The 18,854-nt window shown below is 63.4% G+C and carries 20 protein-coding genes and 1 tRNA gene; 13 read left to right on the top strand and 8 right to left on the bottom strand.

Features of this window, described 5'->3' with window-relative positions; genetic code table 11:
* Window positions 1-10: 10 nt before the first annotated feature.
* From QN397_RS17110 to QN397_RS17090, 5 genes are read right to left on the bottom strand one after another with little or no spacing between them, the layout of a single operon-like run.
* Window positions 11-736: a phosphatase PAP2 family protein gene (locus QN397_RS17110; protein WP_323495151.1), complete on the bottom strand. Its 726-nt coding sequence runs from the start codon at window positions 734-736 to the stop codon at window positions 11-13.
* A complete protein-coding gene (locus QN397_RS17105; RefSeq protein ID WP_323495152.1) occupies window positions 733-1,509 on the bottom strand; it encodes a glycosyltransferase family 2 protein in 777 nt (258 codons plus the stop codon). Before QN397_RS17105 ends, QN397_RS17110 begins: the two co-directional genes overlap by 4 nt.
* On the bottom strand, window positions 1,482-2,279 hold the full coding sequence (locus QN397_RS17100) for a lysophospholipid acyltransferase family protein (protein ID WP_323501484.1): 798 nt from the start codon (window positions 2,277-2,279) through the stop codon (window positions 1,482-1,484). The genes QN397_RS17105 and QN397_RS17100 overlap by 28 nt, the downstream gene beginning before the upstream one ends.
* Before the next feature lie 15 nt (window positions 2,280-2,294).
* Entirely contained in the window at window positions 2,295-3,461 is a 1,167-nt protein-coding gene (locus QN397_RS17095; RefSeq protein WP_323495154.1) for a Rid family hydrolase, read from the bottom strand.
* Complete coding sequence (locus QN397_RS17090) at window positions 3,458-4,825, bottom strand: NAD(P)/FAD-dependent oxidoreductase (RefSeq protein ID WP_323495284.1); 1,368 nt, start codon at window positions 4,823-4,825, stop codon at window positions 3,458-3,460. Before QN397_RS17090 ends, QN397_RS17095 begins: the two co-directional genes overlap by 4 nt.
* 155 nt (window positions 4,826-4,980) lie before the next feature.
* Between QN397_RS17090 and QN397_RS17085 the strand changes: the two genes are divergently transcribed.
* Genes QN397_RS17085 through rng form a run of 8 tightly spaced genes read left to right on the top strand, consistent with a single transcriptional unit; the run spans window position 4,981 to window position 11,963 of the window.
* On the top strand, window positions 4,981-5,706 hold the full coding sequence (locus tag QN397_RS17085; protein WP_323495155.1) for a YebC/PmpR family DNA-binding transcriptional regulator: 726 nt from the start codon (window positions 4,981-4,983) through the stop codon (window positions 5,704-5,706).
* 25 nt (window positions 5,707-5,731) lie between these two features.
* Complete coding sequence (gene purD / locus QN397_RS17080) at window positions 5,732-7,066, top strand: phosphoribosylamine--glycine ligase (protein WP_323495156.1); 1,335 nt, start codon at window positions 5,732-5,734, stop codon at window positions 7,064-7,066.
* Window positions 7,066-8,001 (top strand): oxygen-dependent coproporphyrinogen oxidase, encoded by a 936-nt coding sequence (gene hemF / locus QN397_RS17075; RefSeq protein WP_323501483.1) that lies wholly within the window; start codon window positions 7,066-7,068, stop codon window positions 7,999-8,001. The genes purD and hemF overlap by 1 nt, the downstream gene beginning before the upstream one ends.
* Entirely contained in the window at window positions 7,998-8,639 is a 642-nt protein-coding gene (nadD, locus tag QN397_RS17070) for a nicotinate (nicotinamide) nucleotide adenylyltransferase (protein WP_323501482.1), read from the top strand. Before hemF ends, nadD begins: the two co-directional genes overlap by 4 nt.
* On the top strand, window positions 8,639-9,334 hold the full coding sequence (rsfS, locus tag QN397_RS17065) for a ribosome silencing factor (protein WP_323495159.1): 696 nt from the start codon (window positions 8,639-8,641) through the stop codon (window positions 9,332-9,334). Before nadD ends, rsfS begins: the two co-directional genes overlap by 1 nt.
* Entirely contained in the window at window positions 9,331-9,798 is a 468-nt protein-coding gene (gene rlmH, locus QN397_RS17060; protein WP_187052133.1) for a 23S rRNA (pseudouridine(1915)-N(3))-methyltransferase RlmH, read from the top strand. Before rsfS ends, rlmH begins: the two co-directional genes overlap by 4 nt.
* Before the next feature lie 30 nt (window positions 9,799-9,828).
* Window positions 9,829-10,428: a Maf family protein gene (locus tag QN397_RS17055; RefSeq protein ID WP_323501481.1), complete on the top strand. Its 600-nt coding sequence runs from the start codon at window positions 9,829-9,831 to the stop codon at window positions 10,426-10,428.
* 8 nt (window positions 10,429-10,436) lie between these two features.
* Window positions 10,437-11,963, top strand: a complete 1,527-nt coding sequence (rng, locus tag QN397_RS17050; protein ID WP_323501480.1) for a ribonuclease G — start codon at window positions 10,437-10,439, stop codon at window positions 11,961-11,963.
* Window positions 11,964-12,070: 107 nt separating this feature from the next.
* Here rng and msbA read toward each other — a convergent pair whose 3' ends face one another.
* Window positions 12,071-13,855: a lipid A export permease/ATP-binding protein MsbA gene (gene msbA, locus QN397_RS17045; protein WP_323495161.1), complete on the bottom strand. Its 1,785-nt coding sequence runs from the start codon at window positions 13,853-13,855 to the stop codon at window positions 12,071-12,073.
* A 207-nt stretch (window positions 13,856-14,062) separates the two neighbouring features.
* Here msbA and tolB point away from each other — a divergent pair, with 207 nt between their 5' ends.
* The 5 genes from tolB (at window position 14,063) to QN397_RS17020 (ending at window position 17,688) form a co-directional block, all read left to right on the top strand.
* Window positions 14,063-15,382, top strand: a complete 1,320-nt coding sequence (gene tolB / locus QN397_RS17040) for a Tol-Pal system beta propeller repeat protein TolB (protein WP_416352337.1) — start codon at window positions 14,063-14,065, stop codon at window positions 15,380-15,382.
* 20 nt (window positions 15,383-15,402) lie between these two features.
* Complete coding sequence (gene pal / locus QN397_RS17035; protein WP_323495163.1) at window positions 15,403-15,915, top strand: peptidoglycan-associated lipoprotein Pal; 513 nt, start codon at window positions 15,403-15,405, stop codon at window positions 15,913-15,915.
* A 2-nt stretch (window positions 15,916-15,917) separates the two neighbouring features.
* Window positions 15,918-16,676: a tol-pal system protein YbgF gene (gene ybgF / locus QN397_RS17030; RefSeq protein ID WP_323495164.1), complete on the top strand. Its 759-nt coding sequence runs from the start codon at window positions 15,918-15,920 to the stop codon at window positions 16,674-16,676.
* Between the two features lie 25 nt (window positions 16,677-16,701).
* The gene (locus QN397_RS17025; RefSeq protein ID WP_416352127.1) at window positions 16,702-17,565 is read left to right on the top strand and encodes a ThiF family adenylyltransferase; all 864 of its coding nucleotides are present in this window, start codon (window positions 16,702-16,704) and stop codon (window positions 17,563-17,565) included.
* 47 nt (window positions 17,566-17,612) lie between these two features.
* A tRNA-Lys gene (locus QN397_RS17020) sits at window positions 17,613-17,688 on the top strand.
* A 117-nt stretch (window positions 17,689-17,805) separates the two neighbouring features.
* Here QN397_RS17020 and QN397_RS17015 read toward each other — a convergent pair.
* Complete coding sequence (locus QN397_RS17015; protein WP_323495165.1) at window positions 17,806-18,033, bottom strand: hypothetical protein; 228 nt, start codon at window positions 18,031-18,033, stop codon at window positions 17,806-17,808.
* Window positions 18,034-18,301: 268 nt separating this feature from the next.
* Window positions 18,302-18,829, bottom strand: coding sequence for a hypothetical protein (locus QN397_RS17010; RefSeq protein WP_323495166.1), 528 nt, complete (start codon window positions 18,827-18,829; stop codon window positions 18,302-18,304).
* Window positions 18,830-18,854: the final 25 nt, after the last annotated feature.

The following is an 18,854-nucleotide window of genomic DNA, read 5'->3' as shown; positions in this document are numbered from 1 at the left end:
CTTGGTGTTGTTAGAGGTTGGTGCGGTTGGCAAATGCGGCAGGCAAGGGGTCGGCGCGGGCCATCGGCACATCGGATCGCGGTCGCCAGCGCAGCGACGGCACTGCAAAAGCCATTCCCAGCATAGCGCCACCGATCACGTCCAGCACCACGTGTTGCCGAACGGCCAGGGTCGACCAGGCAATGGCGAGAAACCAGAGCACGTTGAGCAGGCGGAGCGTCCAGGGCACGTGTGCACGGCGCAACACGTCTTCCACGTGCACGGCAGTGAAGAGGGCGACCGCCACATGCATCGACGGAAAGGCGTTGCCCGTGGCGTCGACGCCTTGCAGCATCGCGAAGCCGGGAAAGCCCGACACGTCGAATGTCAGTGCCGGTACCGCCGTCGGCAAGACATAGAACACAGCCAGTCCCGAAAGGCAAAGCGCAGCCTCCCACAGGCCGAAGACTACGAGTTCGGCAAAATTGCGCTGCAAACCCGGCGCCACGCCGATGTAGAACCAGAGCGACAGGTAGGCCATCAGCGTATAGGGCTGAAACGGGATCAGTAGGTCGAGGGCGGTCAGCGGCATGGTCATCGGCTGCTGCGTCGGATGACGCAGCAAATGGAAGTAGCCAATGAAAAAGATCCAGGTGAAAGCGATGGTGCCGACCAGCTTCAACAAGAAAAGACGGCGCATGCGCAGCGCGATCTCGGCGGTCCAGGGACGGGCCTGATTCGACGCGGTGGCGGTCATGGCTGGAACGGTGGCAGACCTCGAAAACGCCGCCACAGGAGGGCCGGCAAGCGAAGAACGAACTCGAACATGAGCCGAGTGTGCATCCACGACAAGAGCACGTTGTCGCGCCCATACCGGAAGTGCGAGACGCCACCTTCTTCAGCTGTGAGGTACTTCACCGGTGCATCGATATTGACTGGTTTGACGCCACGCCAGGCGAGCCGCACGACCGCCTCCGTATCGAAGTCGAAGCGGCGCATCCAGGGCTGGCTCTTCATGACCGCGATCAGCCCGCCGATGGGGTACACCCGAAATCCGTAGAGCGAATCGCCGATGCCGGCGAACAACGTTTCGAGCTGCGTCCAGCCGTTCGACACCTTGCGGCCGCGCACGCGCAGCAACGGAGCGCTCGCATCGAACACCGGGCGTCCCAGCACCATCGTCTCAGGGCGTGCGAGCGATGCCTGCATGAAGGCGGGGATGAGGTCCGCCGGATGTTGGCCGTCGGAGTCCATGGTCAATGCGTGTGTGTAGCCCGCTTCTTGCGCCGCACGCAAGCCGTGCAGCACGGCGGCCCCCTTGCCCTGGTTGGCCGGAAGCAACCAGACCCGCAGGCCCGGATCGGACGCGGCCATCTGCTGCAGCCGCTCGCCGGTGCCGTCGGTGCTGCCATCGACCACGACCCATACGGGACTCCATTGCGCTCGCGCTGCACTCACCGTCGAGAAAAGGCGCTCGCCCGTGTTGTAGCTCGGGATCAGAACTAGGTGTGTAGGGGAGACGTCTGGCATTCGGCAGGCGCGGTGTCGTCGCGCTGTTGTTGTTCTACGTGGTGTCGAAAATACTGATCGAGCTGCGTCAGCAACGCGGCACTGTCTTGTCGCGGCAAAAAGCGGTGACCCAGGCGCAGCTTGAAAACGACCGGTAGCGGCGGCACCCGCCACAGCGGCCAGCCCTTGCCGAGGTAGGGCGAGTCGGTGTCGATAAAGACCGTTTGAATCGGCGCCTGCGCGAGCTTTGCGATCAGCGTCACGCCGGGGCGAAACGCGTTAAGCGGCGGCGAGACGGTGCGCGTGCCCTCCGGAAAGATGACCAGCTGGCCGCCATCGCGCAGATCGTTGACGGCGAGCCGGACCATCGTGCGCGCCGAGTCGTTGCGGATGTACTGTGCGAGCCGCGCGCCGGCACCCAGAAAGACGTTCTTCATGAGCGACGCTTTCATGATGCACGCGCTCCTGGGCAAATGCGCCACCAGCAACAAGGCGTCCAGCATGGTCGGATGATTGGCCACGAAGATCACGCCCGGCTCGTCGCGCAGCGCGTCGAGGCAGCTCGCGTCGATGCGCATCATCCTGCAGGCCGACGCTACGTTCCAGAACAGCCGATAGCCCCACGAGATGCCCGCACGTCCGATGCGCAGGCCTTGCCGCGCCGGCAACACCGGATGCAGCACCATGGCAATGAGGTTCCAGCCGAGCGACATGGCGCCGAGGAACAGCAGCAGCGTGTAGAGCAGCAGCGCCAGCGGAATCGTTGCGAGTAAGCGCAGGGCGCGAATCATGGCGTGGGCGCCGGTTCACGCATCGAGTGAGCCGACCGGCAAGGCATCGTGCCGAGCGCCTTGCACACCGGACGCAACCGCATGTGCCTCGATCTCGACCAGCAAGTCGCTGCGGCAGATATCGGCTTCGAGCACCACCGCGTGCGCAGCGAAGTGCGAGCCCCCGCCCAGTACCTCGTCGATCACTTGGCGGATGGCGACGACATCGTCGACATGCCGTACGTAGATCACGCAGTCGAGCGCCGGCACCGTGAAGCGTGCGGCGTCGCACGGTGCTTCGAGCTTTCCTGCTGCGTCGTTCGCGGCGGCGACCACCGCAGCGAGGTTGCGCAGCGTCTCGCGTGTTTGCTCGCACACGTCACCGGGGTGAACGGTCTCGTGGCCGATGATGCTGGCGGTGCCGGAGATGAAAAGTGCGACATCGCCGCCGCCCATTTCGGCGAGTGCCGCGCGCGAAAAGGTCGGCGCGCGCGGCCCGTACGTCGGCGGGTAGCGGTAGGCTGACACCTGGCGCGGATTTTCGACCGGCACCGGCGCCTTGCGGCCTGCCAGGAAGCGGATGCTCAATGCGCCTTGCCGGATGCCCAGTGCGCAAGCTGCCGGGGCGCCGTCGAAGGCAGGGCGAGCGGCATCGATAAAGGCCTGCTGGCGGCCGAAGTTGAATTGGCGGTAGCGCTCCAGGCCGGTGCCTCCGGTGGCTTGCCCTGCGGCGCTGTTGTCGGAATCGTTGAAGCCGTTGATGCGCGGCAGATAGTTCCAGATGCGCAGCAGGTGGGGCGTACCTGCTTCGTCGAGCGCCTTGAAGAGGTCGCTGTAAGCGCGGCGCGACATGTCGGACAAACCCTCGTCATCGGCCTTGTCGGTTGCTTCGGAAAGATCGATGGCGCCGAGCAGCCACTCGCCATCGCTGCGCCAGCGTGCCGAGCCGGTCGCGCCCGAATCGATGCTCTCGCCCGCATGCCACACGTCGGCCATGGCACCGCGCAGCGACAGCACCTGCGCGTCCACCGTCGGCATCCAATGCAGATGCGCAGGCGTGCCGTAGCCCAAGGCGCCAAAGGGTGCATCGCCGGTGGCGCTGAGGTCGAGGCTGTCGGCCAGCGACATCCGTTCGACCCGCAGACGGGACGGAAAGCCCGAGGAGCCCGAGGAGCCCGAATTGTCGGTAAGTGGCGCGCTCACTTGGCCTCCACCACGTTCTCGCCGACCAGCGGACCGAGGTCGCGAATGTTGCGCCGCCGCCGCGTCCACGCCAGCCAGGTCCGCCTGGGATGGCCGGCCGAAACCAACCAGTACATCGTCTTGATGATGCGCAGCGAGCGCCAGATCGGCGTCTTGCCGTAGATGTCGCCTGCCAGCAAGGACATGAGCGCTTCCTTCACCCGCATCGGGTTCTGTGGATACATGAAAAATTCGCGCATGGTCGGATTGGTGACCCGAAAGATGAACCACGAAAACTCGCGTGGCCCCTTGCGCATGTAGCGCTCGAAGCGCTGCATCAGCGCAGCCGCCTGCGCAGGACGCTCGAGCGCTGCGGTCACGACATCGACGCTTTCGAAGGCGCTGTGCATCGCCAGATAGACGCCCGACGAAAACACCGGGTCGACGAAGGTGAACGCGTCGCCGAGCATCAGATATCGCTCGCCGCTGCAATGCGTGCTGGTGTACGAGTAGTTGCCGGTGGCGTACACCGCGTCGTCTACCAGCGTGGCGTCTTTCAGCCGCTCGACCAGTTGCGGGCAGAGCGCGATGGTGTCGGCAAAGAAGTCCTTGACCGGCTTGGTGCGCGACTTCAGGTAGTGCGGCCAGCAAACTGCTCCAATGCTGGTGGTGCCGTCGGCCAGCGGGATGTACCAGAACCAGCCGTGCGCGAACCAGAAGATGGTGATGTTGCCTTCGAGCTTGCCTTCACCGCGCAAGGCGTTGGCGAAGTGGCCGAACAAAGCCGAGCTGTTGTGCTTCGGGTTTTTCTGCTTGGCCTTGAACTTGTTCGACAGGAAGGTGTCGCGGCCCGATGCATCGATGACGAAGCGGGCGCGCCATGTACGCTTATCGCCATCGTCGTGCGTGGCCTGCACGGTGGCGCCGTCGGCGTCGAAATCGACATTCCGCACGCGCCAGCCTTCGCGCGTGTCGGCGCCGTGCGCGGTTGCATTGCGAAACAGCATCTCGTCCATTTCGGAGCGGCGCACCTGCCAGGCGTATGGCATCGACTTGTCCCAAGCCTCGGCAAATTCGAGTGCCACCGTGTGATCGTGGTCGGGCGAGACGAATTCGACGCCGTACTTGGGCATGCCGATCGCCTCGATCTGCTCGCGCAGGCCCATCCGGTCGAACAGAGCGACGTTGGCGGGCAACAGAGATTCGCCGATGTGAAAGCGCGGGTGGTGCGCTTTCTCGAGCAGCACGACCTTGCGGCCCTGCTGCGCGAGCAGTGCGGCCGCAGTGGAGCCCGCGGGGCCGCCGCCGATGACGAGTACGTCGCAAGCCTCGACGTCTGTCGTGACGACATGACTTCGGACAGGTGTCGGGTCAACAATGTTCATGCGCAGTGTCAGGTTGAATTCAGGCGCCGCAGCTGGAAAGCGACGTTTGAGCATTGGATTATCCAGAAAAGCACTGCCGGTCCCGCCGTGCGGCGCAGGCCGTTGCGTGCGACGGACAGTAAACTCGACACCCACTAGACAGCGAGAGCGAAGCCATGGCCGGACACAGCAAATGGGCAAACATTCAGCACCGGAAGGGCCGGCAGGACGAGAAGCGCGGCAAGGCATGGACCCGCGTGATCCGCGAAATCATGGTCGCTGCGCGCCTCGGCGGCGGTGACTTGGGCACCAACCCGCGGCTGCGGCTGGCAGTTGAAAAGGCCAAAGCCGTCAACCTGCCGATCGACACGGTCAAACGCAACATCGACAAGGCCACCGGCAACCTCGAAGGCGTCAACTACGAAGAAATCCGTTACGAGGGCTATGGCATCGGCGGCGCGGCGATCATCGTCGACACCATGACCGACAACCGGGTGCGCACGGTGGCCGAAGTGCGGCACGCTTTCTCTAAATACGGCGGCAATATGGGCACCGAGAATTCGGTCTCCTTCCAGTTCAAGCATTGCGGCCAGTTCGTCTTTGCGCCCGGCACCGACGAAGACAAGGTGATGGAAGTCGCCCTGGAGGCCGGCGCCGAAGACGTGGTAACGGACGAAGACGGCGCCATCGAGGTGCTGTCGGCGGTCGGCGACTTTGAAGCGGTCAAGAACGCGCTCGACGCCGCCGGCCTCATGCCGGAAGTGGCCGAGGTCACGATGCGGGCCGAAAACACGGTCGATGTCACTGGCGACGACGCTGCAAAGATGCAGCGGCTGCTCGACATTCTTGAAGACCTGGACGACGTCCAGGAGGTCTATCACAACGCTGCACTGTCGGAATGAAAAATCCTCGAATGAAAGCTGGCGAATGAAGGTTCTGGTCATTGGCGGCGGTGGTCGCGAGCACGCGTTGGCCTGGCGCCTTGCACAGGCGACGCGTGTCAGCAAGATTTATGTGGCGCCGGGCAACGGCGGTACGGCGACCGATTCGCGATTTATCGGACTCGACATCACCGACCCGGTCGCGCTGCGCGAATGGGCGGCCAAGGAAAAGATCGCGCTGACCGTGGTCGGCCCTGAAGGTCCGCTCGCTGCCGGTGTGGTCGACGAATTTCGCGCACACGGCTTGCGCATCTTCGGTCCGACGAAAGCGGCCGCGCAGCTCGAGAGTTCCAAAGCCTTTTCGAAGGCCTTCATGAAGCGCCACAAGATTCCGACGGCGGAGTACGAGGCCTTCACCGACCCTGTCGCCGCGCATGCGTACATCGAAGCCAAGGGCGCACCGATCGTCGTCAAGGCCGACGGGCTGGCGGCAGGCAAGGGCGTCGTGGTTGCGATGACGGCGGCCGAGGCGCACGAGGCGATCGACTTTATGCTGGTCGACAACAAGTTCGGCGTCGCCCACAACGACATCGGCGGCGGCAAGGCGGTCCCGCGCGTCGTGATCGAAGAGTTTTTGCAGGGCGAGGAGGCAAGTTTCATCGTTATGTGCGACGGCAAGAACGTGCTGGCGCTCGCCACGAGCCAGGATCACAAGCGCCTGCTCGACGGCGATGAAGGCCCCAACACCGGGGGCATGGGTGCCTATTCGCCGGCCCCGATCGTCACCGCCGAAGTGCATGCGCGGGCTATGCGAGAGATCATCCTGCCGACCATCCGAGGCATGGAAAAAGACGGCATTCCATTCACCGGTTTCTTGTATGCGGGTCTGATGATCGACGGCACCGGTCACCCGAAAACACTGGAATTCAACTGCCGCATGGGCGACCCGGAAACGCAGCCGATCATGATGCGGCTCAAGTCGGATCTGTTCGAAGTGTTCTTGCACGCCACTGATGGGACGCTCGACCAAGTCGAACTGCAATGGGACCGGCGTGTCGCCTTGGGCGTCGTGATGGCGGCGCACGGTTATCCGCTCGATCCGCGAAAAGGCGACCGTATCGCCGGGGTGCCGGCGGAGACGGCCGATGCTGTCGTGTTCCATGCTGGTACCGCGCTCAAGGGCAAGGAATTGCAGACCAGTGGCGGCCGGGTGTTGTGCGTCACCGTGCTGGCGGACAGCGTCAAGCTGGCGCAGCAGCGCTCTTACGAAGTGGCTTCGCGCATTCAATTCGACGGGGCGCAATACCGGCGCGACATCGGGTATCGCGCCTTGCATGCGCACACGCAGGGGAATACGCAAGGCCGGGGGCAGGGCGGCTGATGGCGGTTGCGTCTGCAACGGCCACGACGACACCGGCAGAAGTCGCCGCCTACCTGCGCGGATTGCAGCAACGCATCGTCTCGTCGATCGAGGCGGCCGATGGCGGTGCGTGCACCAGCGATGCCTGGCAGAAAGCGCCAGAAGAATTGCTTCAAGGCAGCGGGCTCACCTGCATCCTCGAAGGCGGCGAACTGTTCGAACGCGCCGGCTGCGGCTTCTCTCAGGTTCGTGGCCCCAGGCTGCCGCCGTCGGCCACACAGCATCGGCCCGAACTATCGGGCGCGCCCTTCGAGGCGATGGGCGTGTCGCTGGTTTTTCATCCCCGCAATCCGTATGTGCCGACAGTGCACATGAACATCCGCATGCTGGCTGCGCTGCCCGAAGGTGGCGAGCCGGTCTGCTGGTTTGGCGGCGGCATGGACTTGACGCCGTACTACGGTTTTGTCGAGGACGCGGTGCACTTTCATGCGACTTGCCGCGATGCGCTAGCGCCCTTCGGCGACGACAAATATCAGCGCTTCAAGCAGTGGTGCGACGAGTACTTTTTCTTGAAGCACCGCAACGAGCAGCGCGGCATCGGCGGCATCTTTTTCGACGATTTCTCGGAGCTCGGTTTCGAACAGAGCTTCGCGATGTTGCGTTCCGTCGGCGATGCGTTCTTGCCTGCTTACATGCCGATCGTCGAGCGCCGCCGCGAAACACCGTATGGTGAGCGCGAGCGCGAATTCCAGTTGTACCGCCGCGGCCGGTACGTCGAGTTCAATCTTGTGTGGGATCGCGGAACGCACTTCGGTCTGCAGTCCGGCGGTCGCACCGAATCGATCTTGTTGTCGATGCCGCCGCTTGCGAGTTGGGCTTATCAGCGCATGCCTGACGTCGGTACGCCCGAGGCGAGTCTGTACAGCGACTTCATCGTGCGGCGCGAGTGGCTTTGAGCGCGGACGGCCACGGCAGTAGTCGGCCATCGACCCGCATCGGCGTGTTCGGCGGCGCGTTCGATCCGCCGCACAACGCACACGTCGCGCTTGCTGCGGCGGCACTGGCGCAGCTCGATTTGCAGGAGCTACGCATCTTTCCGACCGGACAGGCCTGGCACAAGGCGAGGGCGTTAACCAGTGCCGAAGACCGGCTCGCCATGACGCGTCTTGCGTTTCAGGACTTGCCCGGCGCAATCGTCGACACGCGCGAAGTGTTGCGGCCCGGCCCCACTTACACGCTCGATACGTTGCAAGAGCTGCACGACGAATTGCCCGACGTGCAATGGGTGCTGGTCATGGGCGAAGACCAGGCCCGCGCCTTGCCGACCTGGAACGGCTGGCAGGGTATACTCGAGCTTGCTATCGTTTCTGTAGCGCATCGAGCAATACAGACGGGCGATGCAGCCCGGTTCGATCCATCTGCCTTGCCCGGCCTACCGGCTGGCGCCCGGTTCGAGACACTCGAACTGCCGGCCATGGACATCAGCGCCACCGACATTCGCGAGCTCGCTGCCCGTGGCAGAGACCTTTCCGCACTGGTTCCGCCCGCCGTTGCACGCTATATTGATCAACATCTCCTCTACCGCCCTGCCTGATGACAACTGAAGCCGCCGCCAAGAAAGACACCCAGAAACTTCAACGAGCCATCATCGATGGGCTTGAAGACGTCAAGGCGCAGGACATTGCGGTATTCGACACTGAGCATCTTTCACCGCTTTTCGAGCGCGTGATCATCGCCTCGGGCACATCGAATCGACAGACCAAGGCGCTGGCTTCGAGCGTGCGCGATGCCGTGCGCGAAGCCGGCTTTGGCAAGCCGCGCATCGAAGGCGAAGAAAACGGCGAATGGATCATCGTGGACTGCGGCGCAGCGGTCGCGCACATCATGCAGCCGGCCATCCGCCAGTATTACCACCTCGAAGAGATCTGGGGCGACAAGCCGGTTCGTACCAAGCTCGGGTCGAGCAAGCCGGCGTCGCCGGCCAAGGTCGTCGAAGAGAAGAAGCCAGCCGCCAAGCAGCCGACGACGTTGCGCCGTTCCAGCGCTGCCAAGACCGCCATTCGCGCCGCTGAACTCGAGGCCAAAGCAGCCAAGGGCCCATCGCGCAGGGCGCCGGCCCGCAAGGCTTCTGCCAACACGCCTGTCAAAGTGTTCGGCAAGCCGGCCGCCAAGAAGGCCGCTGCCAAATCGGCGCCGAGGTCGGCCGCGAAGCCTGCAGCCCGACCTGCCTCCAAGACCGCCGCCGCGGTCAAGAAGCCCGCGCGCAAGGCTGCTCCGAAGAACGTATGAAGCTGCTGGTGGTCGCGGTCGGGCAACGCATGCCCGACTGGGCACAGACCGCCTGGGACGACTACGCCAAGCGCTTCCCGCCGGAGCTCAAGCTCGAATTGCGGGCCGTCAAGACAGAGCCACGCAGTTCGAAATCACTCGACACGATCTATGCCGCGGAGCGCGAACGCATCGAGGCAGCGATTGCCCGCGGCATGCACATCGTCGCGCTGGACGAACGTGGCACCTCGCTCACGACAAAGGCCCTGGCGGCGCGACTGCAGGCCTGGCAGGGCGAGGGCGACGACGTGGCACTGGTCATCGGCGGCCCCGACGGGCTCGACCCTGCCTTCAAGGCCGCTGCGCACGAGCGCATTCGTTTGTCCGATCTGACATTGCCTCATGCCATGGCGCGCGTGCTGCTGGTCGAACAGCTGTACCGCGCCTGGTCGGTCAACGCCGGCCATCCGTACCACCGCGAATAGCGCCTGGAGCACGTGCTTTTGCCTGCGCCGATGCGCTTCATCTACCTTGCCTCGCAGAGTCCGCGCCGTGCCCAGTTGTTGGGACAACTCGGCGTGCGCCATGAGCTGCTGTTGGCCGATGACGACGAGGACGCCGAAGCGCTCGAGGCCGTCCATGGTGCCGAGAGTCCGGCTGCCTACGTACAGCGAGTGACGGGGCTCAAACTCGACGCCGCGGTCGAGCGCCGCAAGCGCCGTGGTCTGCCCGACGCGCCGGTGCTGTGTGCCGACACCACCGTGGCGCTCGGCCGCACCATCTTCGGAAAGCCCGATGATGCTGCCGACGCGCGTCGCATGCTGGGTCTCCTGTCGGGTACGACGCATCGCGTGCTGACGGCCGTGGCTGTACATCACGGGCGCCGCCGCGATGCCGCGCTCAGCGTCTCGCGTGTGCGCTTCGCGGCCCTGACTCGGCCGCAGATCGCGCGCTATGTAGAGGGCGGCGAGCCGCTCGGCAAAGCCGGCGCCTACGCAGTGCAGGGTGCTGCGGCAGCCTTCGTCGAATACATCGGCGGGTCCTATTCGGGCATCATGGGTCTTCCGATGTTCGAGACCGCGCAGCTGCTGCGGCGCGCCGGTCTCAAGATCTAGAAGAACCCATGCAAGACATCCTGATCAACTGGTCCCCGCAAGAGACCCGCGTCGCGCTGGTGGAGCACGGCGCAGTGCAAGAGCTGCATGTCGAACGCACGCTGGAGCGCGGGTTGGTCGGCAACGTCTACCTCGGCAAAGTGTCTCGCGTGCTGCCCGGCATGCAGTCGGCTTTTATCGACATCGGTCTCGAGCGCACAGCGTTCCTTCACGTCGCCGACATCGTTTCTCCCTTCACGCCGGGCTCACGTGCCAGTACGCAGGTGCCCGAGCGCGACCATCGCGGCAGCGGGCCGATCGTGCCGATCGAAAAGCAGGTGTTCGAAGGACAGTCGTTGCTGGTTCAGGTGATCAAGGACCCGATCGGCACCAAGGGCGCGCGCCTGTCGACTCAGATCAGCATCGCAGGGCGGCTGCTGGTGTTTTTGCCGCAAGACAACCATATCGGCGTGTCGCAGAAGATTCCGTCGGATCAGCGGGATGCCTTGCGCGCCCGCATGCAGGTGCTGATCGAGGCCGCAGCAGCAGCCGACAGCGGCGGTGTGGTGCCGGCCGCCACCGGTGGCTTCATCCTGCGTACCAACGGCGAAGACTCGTCCGACGCCGAACTCGCCGAAGACATCGCGTATCTGCGCAAGACTTGGTCGCGCATTCGCGAATCGTCTTCTCGCATGCCGGCGATGTCGTTGCTGCATCAGGACCTGAGCCTGCTGCAACGCGTGTTGCGCGACATGACCAGTGAAGACACGCAGACCATTCGCATCGATTCGCGGGAGCAGTTCGATGTGCTGCACAAGTTCGGTGCCGAGTTCATGCCACAGGCGGCCGGCAAGCTGCAGCACTACAAGGGCGAGCGTCCGATTTTCGACCTGTATGCGGTCGATGAAGAGATCGCCAAGGCGCTAGGTCGACGCGTCGAACTCAAGTCAGGTGGTTATCTGGTGGTCGATCAGACCGAGGCGTTGACCACGGTCGACGTCAACACCGGTGGTTTCGTCGGCGCGCGCAATTTCGACGATACGATCTTCAAGACCAACCTCGAAGCCGCGCAGGCCATCGCGCGACAACTCAGGCTGCGCAATCTGGGCGGCATCATCATCGTGGACTTCATCGACATGGTGCGCGACGACCATCGCGAGCAGGTGCTGGCGGAGTTCAGGAAGCAACTCGCCCGGGATCGCGTCAAGACGACAGCGGGCGGTTTCTCGCAGTTGGGTCTGGTCGAGATGACGCGCAAGCGCACCCGCGAATCGCTGGCCCACATGCTGTGCGAGCCTTGCGTGGCTTGCAAAGGTCAGGGCATCGTCAAGACGGCCCGCAGCGTGGCCTACGACGTCATGCGAGAGATCCTGCGTGAGGCGCGGCAGTTCACGCCGCGCGAGTTCCGGATCGTTTCATCGCCGCAGGTCATCGAGCTGTTTCTGGACGAAGAGAGCCAGCATCTCGCCGGCCTCAGCGACTTCATCGGAAAGCCGATTTCCCTGCAGGCCGAAGCTGCGATCGGCCAGGGACAGTACGACATCGTGTTGCTCTAGCTCGCCCCAGGTCGCTGCGCACTTCGTGTCGCGACTCCCACTCCCTGACCGGGGGCAACATCAGCGGCCCGACAAAGCCGGTTCCGCGATGTTTCTGGAATCGAGGGTCAGATCGTGGGTTCTTTTTCTGAAGGGGCTGTGCGAATGGCGTTGTTTTGCAGGCGGGCGTACAGGCCATCGAGCGCCATCAGTTGCGCGTGGCTGCCTTGCTCCGACACGCGGCCGCGCTCCATGACGACGATGCGATCGGCGTGCTGGATCGTGGAGAGGCGGTGCGCCACGATGAGCGTGGTGCGGCCTTGCATCAAGCGCTGAAGGGCGTCTTGCACCAGGCGCTCCGACTCGGTGTCGAGGGCCGAGGTGGCCTCGTCGAGAAGCAGAATCGGTGCATCTTTGTAGAGTGCGCGCGCAATGGCCAGTCGCTGGCGTTGACCGCCCGACAGTTGCGCCGCGTTGTGGCCGAGCACGGTATCGATGCCCTGGCTGAGGCTGTCGATGTGCGACTGCAGGTTCGCCGCGACGATGCAGCGCTGAACCTTGTCACGGTCGATGTCGCCGCCGAGCGCGACGTTCGCGGCCAGCGTGTCGTTCAGCATGACGACGTCCTGGCTCACCATCGCGAATTGCGCGCGCAGGCTCGACAGCTGCCATTCGCCGATGTCGTGGTCGTCCAGCAGCACCTTGCCCGCACTGGGCAGCACGAAGCGGGGCAACAAATTGACGAGCGTGGTCTTGCCCGACCCTGAGGGCCCGACAAAGGCCACGACCTCGCCTGGCTCGATCGTCAGGCTGAGCCGGTCGATGGCAGAGGCTTCGTCGTCGCCGCGGTAGCTCACTCGCACGTCTTTCAGCTCGATGCGGCCGCGCGCGCGATCGGCGGTGTAGCTGCCTTGCGTCTCCGAGGCGATGTCGTCGATCAGCGCCAGCCCGCGCTCCAGTGCGGCGAGGCCGCGCGTGATCGGGTTGGCCATGTCGGCAAGCCGGCGGATCGGCGCGATCAACATCAGCATGGCCGTGATGTAGGCGACGAAGCCGCCGACAGTCAAACCTTGCTCGCCGCTTTGCCACAGCGCGATCATCAGCACCACGGACAGCGCGACGGACGCGAGCAACTGGGTCAAAGGCGTCATCGCGGCCGATGCGATGGTGGACTTCACGGCAAGGCGGTTCAGCTTCTGGCTCAGGGCCTCGAAGCGCTGCGCCTGGCCGGCTTCCGCGCCGTGCAGACGCACCATGCGGTGGGCGAGCACGTTTTCTTCGACTACGTAGGCCAAGTCGTCTGTAGCTTGCTGACCAAGGCGCGTCAGGTGGTAGAGGCGCTTGGAAAACACCTTCATGATCCATGCGACGCCGGGTACCAGCACACCGACGATGAGCGTCAGTTTCCAGTTCAGATAGACAAGGTAAAAGAGCAGGGCGACCAGCGTGAAGCCGTCGCGCGACAGCCCCAGCAGCGCCTGCACCAGCAGCATGGCGCCAGTCTGCACCTCGTACACGACCGTGTTCGACAGTGCGCTGGCCGACTGTCGGGAGAACAATGCCAGCTCTGCCGCCAGCACCCGGTCGAACAGCACGCGGCGCAACCGCTGCATTCCCTCGTTGGCGATACGTGCCAGGGCGTACTGCGAGACGAACTGCGCCAGTCCGCGCACCGCAAACAGCGAAATGAGCACGACCGGAACGGTCCACAACGCGAGCTGCCCGCGCGAAAAACCGCGGTCCAGCAGCGGCTTCAAAAGCGCCGGCATCAACGGCTCGGTGAGTGCCGCGATCAAGGCGGCGACGACCCCGATGGTCCACCAGCGACGAGACTCTCCGAACCAGGTCATGAGCCGCGAAAGACGGCGCATCAAGGGGGCACGCACGGTGGCGTCCAAGGGGGCGGAAGACATGGCGGCGGATTCTACGGGCGTGAACTGTTGACTCTTTATGAGTTCCTCCATGGGTCCTCATTGACGTTACTCCCGTTGACATCCACCCTTTTGCCAATGTCCACAAGGGGCGCTCACGTTTTGTGACGACCCCTTCGGAGCTATGTGTACCATTGAGCCTCGCTTCAGATCGGGGAAACTTTTGCCCCGGAAACTTCTCCGAACTGCATGAACAAGCCGTTGCCAGCTCTTATTTCGACTTCTTCTTCATCCTCGTTCACCGCACGTCGCACCTTGATTGCGGCTCTCGCTGCCTCTCCCGCGCTCTCCGCTCTTGCGCAGTTCCGGGTCGAAGTGTCGGGCGTCGGCCTGACGCAGCTGCCCATTGCGCTCGTCCCTTTCAAAGGACAAGACGCCTCCCCGCAAAAAATCTCCACCATCGTTCAGGCGGATCTCGAGCGCAGCGGCCAGTTCCGCGGTGTCGATGCGTCGGGCCAGGCGCTCGACGAAACATCGCGGCCTGACCTTACTTTGTGGCGTCAACGTACGGCCGACTCGCTCGTGGCCGGTGGCGTGACCAAACTCGCCGATGGCCGCTACGACATCAAGTTCCGCCTTTGGGACGTGGTGCGGGGTGCGGACCTCGGTGGCCAGAGCTATACCGTGCCACAAGGCGACTTGCGCCTTGCATCGCACCGTATCGCCGACTATGTCTACGAAAAGCTGACCGGCGAAAAAGGCATCTTCTCGACGCGCATCGCCTACGTGACCAAGGGCGGCAGCCGCTACACCTTGTGGGTGGCAGATGCCGACGGCGAGAACGCCCAGGCAGCGCTCGCGAGCCCCGAGCCCATCATTTCGCCGTGTTGGTCGTCCAATGGACAACAGCTCGCCTACGTTTCGTTCGAGTCGCGCAAGCCGGTGGTCTACGTGCACAACGTGGCGAGCGGGCAGCGGCGGCTGCTGGCCAACTTCCGCGGCTCAAACAGCGCCCCGGCATGGGCGCCCGATGGCAATTCGCTGGCGGTGACGCTGAGCCGTGACGGCGGCTCGCAGCTCTACACAATTGCTGCGAGCGGTGGCGAGCCGCGCCGGCTGACGCAGAGCAACAGCATCGATACCGAGCCCGTGTATTCGGCCGACGGCAGTACCATTTACTTCGTCAGCGACCGTGGCGGCGCACCGCAGATCTACAAGATGGGTGCCAGCGGCGGAAGCCCGACACGGGTCACGTTCAGCGGCACCTACAACATTTCTCCGTCCATCAGCGCCGATGGCCGGTGGTTGGCCTACATCTCCAGGGTGGGTGGTGCGTTCAAACTCCACGTGATGGAGTTGTCGACCAGCACGGTGAACGCGATTACCGACACCGCAGCCGACGAGAGCCCGAGTTTTGCTCCCAACAGTAAGCTGATCGTCTATGCAACGCAGCTTCAGGGCCGCGAGGCGCTGATGACCACCACGCTGGATGGAAAAATTAAGGCACGCCTTGCGGGGCAAGCGGGCGACATCAGAGAACCGGACTGGGGTCCGTTTCAAAAGCAATGATTAACTTGAGGAGTTCGAAAATGTTGAAACGTACGATTTATTCGCTGGCCATCGTGGCTTTGATCGCAGGCTGCTCGTCTGGCACCAAGCTGAACGACGCACCCGTTGTCGACCGCACTGGTGGCGGCATGGGACAGGGCTCGGCGAGCGGCGTGGCACCTGTCACGATCGATCCGAACGCGCAGAACGCGCAAGGTCCGGTCGGAGTCGCACGGATCATCTATTTCGACTACGACAGCTACACGGTTAAGCCCGAGTACCAGGCGCTCATCGATGGTCACGCACGCTTCCTGAAAGCGAACGCACAGCGTCGCGTTTCCATTGAAGGCCACACAGACGAGCGCGGTGGTCGCGAGTACAACTTGGCGCTGGGTCAAAAGCGCTCAGAAGCCGTGCGTCGCTCGCTGGTGCTTCTGGGAGTGAATGATGCCCAAATCGAAGCGGTGAGCTTCGGCAAAGAAAAGCCGGCTGCAACTGGCACCGGCGAAGCGGTGTACGCGCAAAACCGCCGCGCTGAAATCTTCTACAAGTGATCATGCGCAGTGTTGTCATGCGGCACGCGCTCGCCGCTGCGGCGTTGGCATGCGCGTCGCTTGCATCGGTCGGCGCGCATGCTGCGCTGTTCGAGGATGACGAGGCGCGCCGCGCCATCTTGGACTTGCGGCAGCGCGTCGAAGCGATGCGCGAGGCCACCAACCAACGGCTCACTGACGAAAACGGTCAATTGCGGCGCAGTCTGCTCGATCTGCAGAGTCAGATCGAGGCCATGCGCGGCGACCTCGCTCGCATGACCGGCCAGAATGAACAGCTCACCCGCACCCTGTCCGACATGCAGCAAAAGCAGACGGACGTCGACGATCGTTTGAAGAAGAGTGAACCCTCGACCGTTGCAGTCGACGGACGCGAGTTCACCGCTGACCCTAAAGAAAAAGCGGAGTTCGACGCGGCACTCGGCGTCTTTCGCGGTGGTCAGTTCGCGCAGGCTCAAACGGCTTTCGCCGGCTTCGTGAAGGCCCATCCGCAAAGCGGCTACAACCCGTCGGCCTTGTTCTGGTTGGGCAATGCGCAATATGCGACGCGCAACTACAACGAAGCGATTGCCAATTTCCGGTCGATGCTGTCTCTGGCGCCCGATCATGCGAAGGCGCCGGAAGCCGTGCTGTCGATCGCCAATTGCCAGATCGAGCTCAAAGACACCCGCGCGGCTCGCCGCACGCTGGAAGACTTGACCAAAGCCTATCCGCAGTCCGAAGCCGCTCAGGCTGGACGCGAGCGCCTGGCGCGCTTGAAATAGGCGGGACTTGCCGTTGGGCGCTTCGATTCCACTCGACGTTGTAGTTCAGATCGTGCCCAAGGCCTTGGTTGAGGACAAGCCTGATCTGGTACGTCGATTCGGCGGGCTCGACCGACTTTATGGCGTCACTGGCGCCGCGCGAATTCGCAATGCGCATGTCGTCGTCACCGGCATCGGTGGCGTCGGTTCTTGGGCTGTCGAGGCGCTGGCGCGCAGCGGCGTCGGGCGGCTGACGCTCATCGATCTCGATCACATCTCCGAGTCGAACATCAATCGTCAGATTCATGCGCTGACCGGCACGCTGGGACAGGCCAAGGTCGAAGCGATGCGGGACCGCATTGCCAGCATCAATCCCGAATGCAAGGTGTACACGGTCGATGACTTCGTCGAGCCCGACAACTGGCTTGCTCTTTTCGATGCAGCACAGACGGCACAGGGACCGGTGACGGCACTGATCGATGCTTGCGATCAGGTCCGCGCCAAGGTGGCGATGGCGGCGTGGGCACGGCGTCATGACAGCAGAGACTTCAACGAGGCCGGCGCACGCTTCGTCACGGTCGGCGCTGCAGGCGGCAAGCGCATGGCGCACCGGGTCGACATCGAAGATTTGGCACTCGTCACGCACGACCCCTTGCTGGCCCAGTTGCGCCAGCGACTTCGCAAAGAGCATGGCGCGCCTCGCGAAGGTAAGAAGATGGGCGTGAACTGCGTGTTCAGCCGCGAGAGCGTGGCGCCGCCCGACGCCTCATGCGCGATAGACCAAGGTGCCGACAGCGACGGCACTCTCAACTGTCATGGATACGGTTCCGTCGTGACCGTCACTGCGACTTTCGGTCAATGCGCGGCTGGGTGGGTTCTCGACGAAATTGCCCGCGGCGGCAAGCTATAATCAAGGGCTTTGCTGGACCCCGCCGGCAAAACAGAAAAGCTCAGTCCGGGACGTTAGCTCAGTTGGTAGAGCAGCGGACTTTTAATCCGTTTGTCGTGGGTTCGACCCCCGCACGTCCCACCAATTTCCCCGTACAGGGGCGTCAAAGCCTGCTATTTAATCGATAGCAGGCTTTTTCTTTGGGTTCGAAGAGCACAAAGAAACTCCAACGAGTCCGTTTGCGCGCCTGATGGTCAAGGGTCAAGCAACCTGGTCGTCATCCTTCGAAGAATGCGTCGGAGAAGCAATGGCCGAAATGATGCCTATGGCACTGGCACGCAGCAACTCTGACTTGAGTGCCGCTTCGAGCACGCTGCGAGCCGTCTCTGGCTGTTCATGGTCGTATTCGTCGTCGAGCTCGCAGTGCAGGTAGTAGTCCACCCGCTCCATGAGACGCTCGACCGATGCTGCAAGGTCCGATTCATTCATTGGCTTTTCCCGTTCCTCCGATTGAGCTGCGCAGAAGGAACAATTTTGTCTCTGGTTACTTTTCTACTTATCGAGTTGACCAGTACCTGACTGACGCAAGTGAGTCTGTCGCGGATATACCGCATACACAAGGGTGTATTTCACACCAGTTCCCGTTGTCAGGCCCGCACGTTGGCGACCGCTACGCTTGCAGGATAAGCCACGCAAGGATTTGAGTACGAAAGTTCTGCAGGCGTACTCGCTTGCACGCGCATCCGCCCACGCGAGTTCAGTGCAGGTTGATCGTCGACCCAAGCGTGCCGCGAGACGACGGCGGCAACAGGTGCTGCACCGACAACGCTACCTTCACGCAATCCTTGATGTGCTGCTCGCCGAGCGCGCGCAAGGCTGCGTAGCCCAGCGCAGCCGACACGATCTGGCCGGCCAGCGGCACGTATTTGGTCGCCTGTTTGATCGTCAGCCGCATCCCGGCATGGCGCGCCAGCAAGAGCAGCAGATCGCGCGTGACGAGTCGTCCTATCAACAACGCGCCGACGGCGGCGGCCGCCTTTTGAATGCGCTCGCGCTTGTGCGGCGCCAGGTTTTCGATCTGCGTGACCGACAGGCCGAACTCAGCGCTGATCTGGGGCACCAGTCGTGACAGCAGCGCGGCGTCGGCGGCCCAATCGACGCCCGGCAGCGGCACGGCGCTCGCCGCTGCGGCGAGCAGCGCCTTGCGTGCCAGCAGGCGGCGGCTGCGCTGTACCGCCGCGATCAGGTCGGCGTTGCCTTTGGCGAGTTCGAGGGCGGAGGGCATGGATGCTGTTCCTTCGTCGTGACCG

The sequence above is a fragment of the Variovorax sp. RTB1 genome, from assembly GCF_035018765.1.
GTDB lineage: Bacteria > Pseudomonadota > Gammaproteobacteria > Burkholderiales > Burkholderiaceae_C > Variovorax.
The sequence above is the reverse complement of the archived record's forward strand: the minus strand, read 5'-3'. Positions and strand labels throughout refer to the sequence as shown.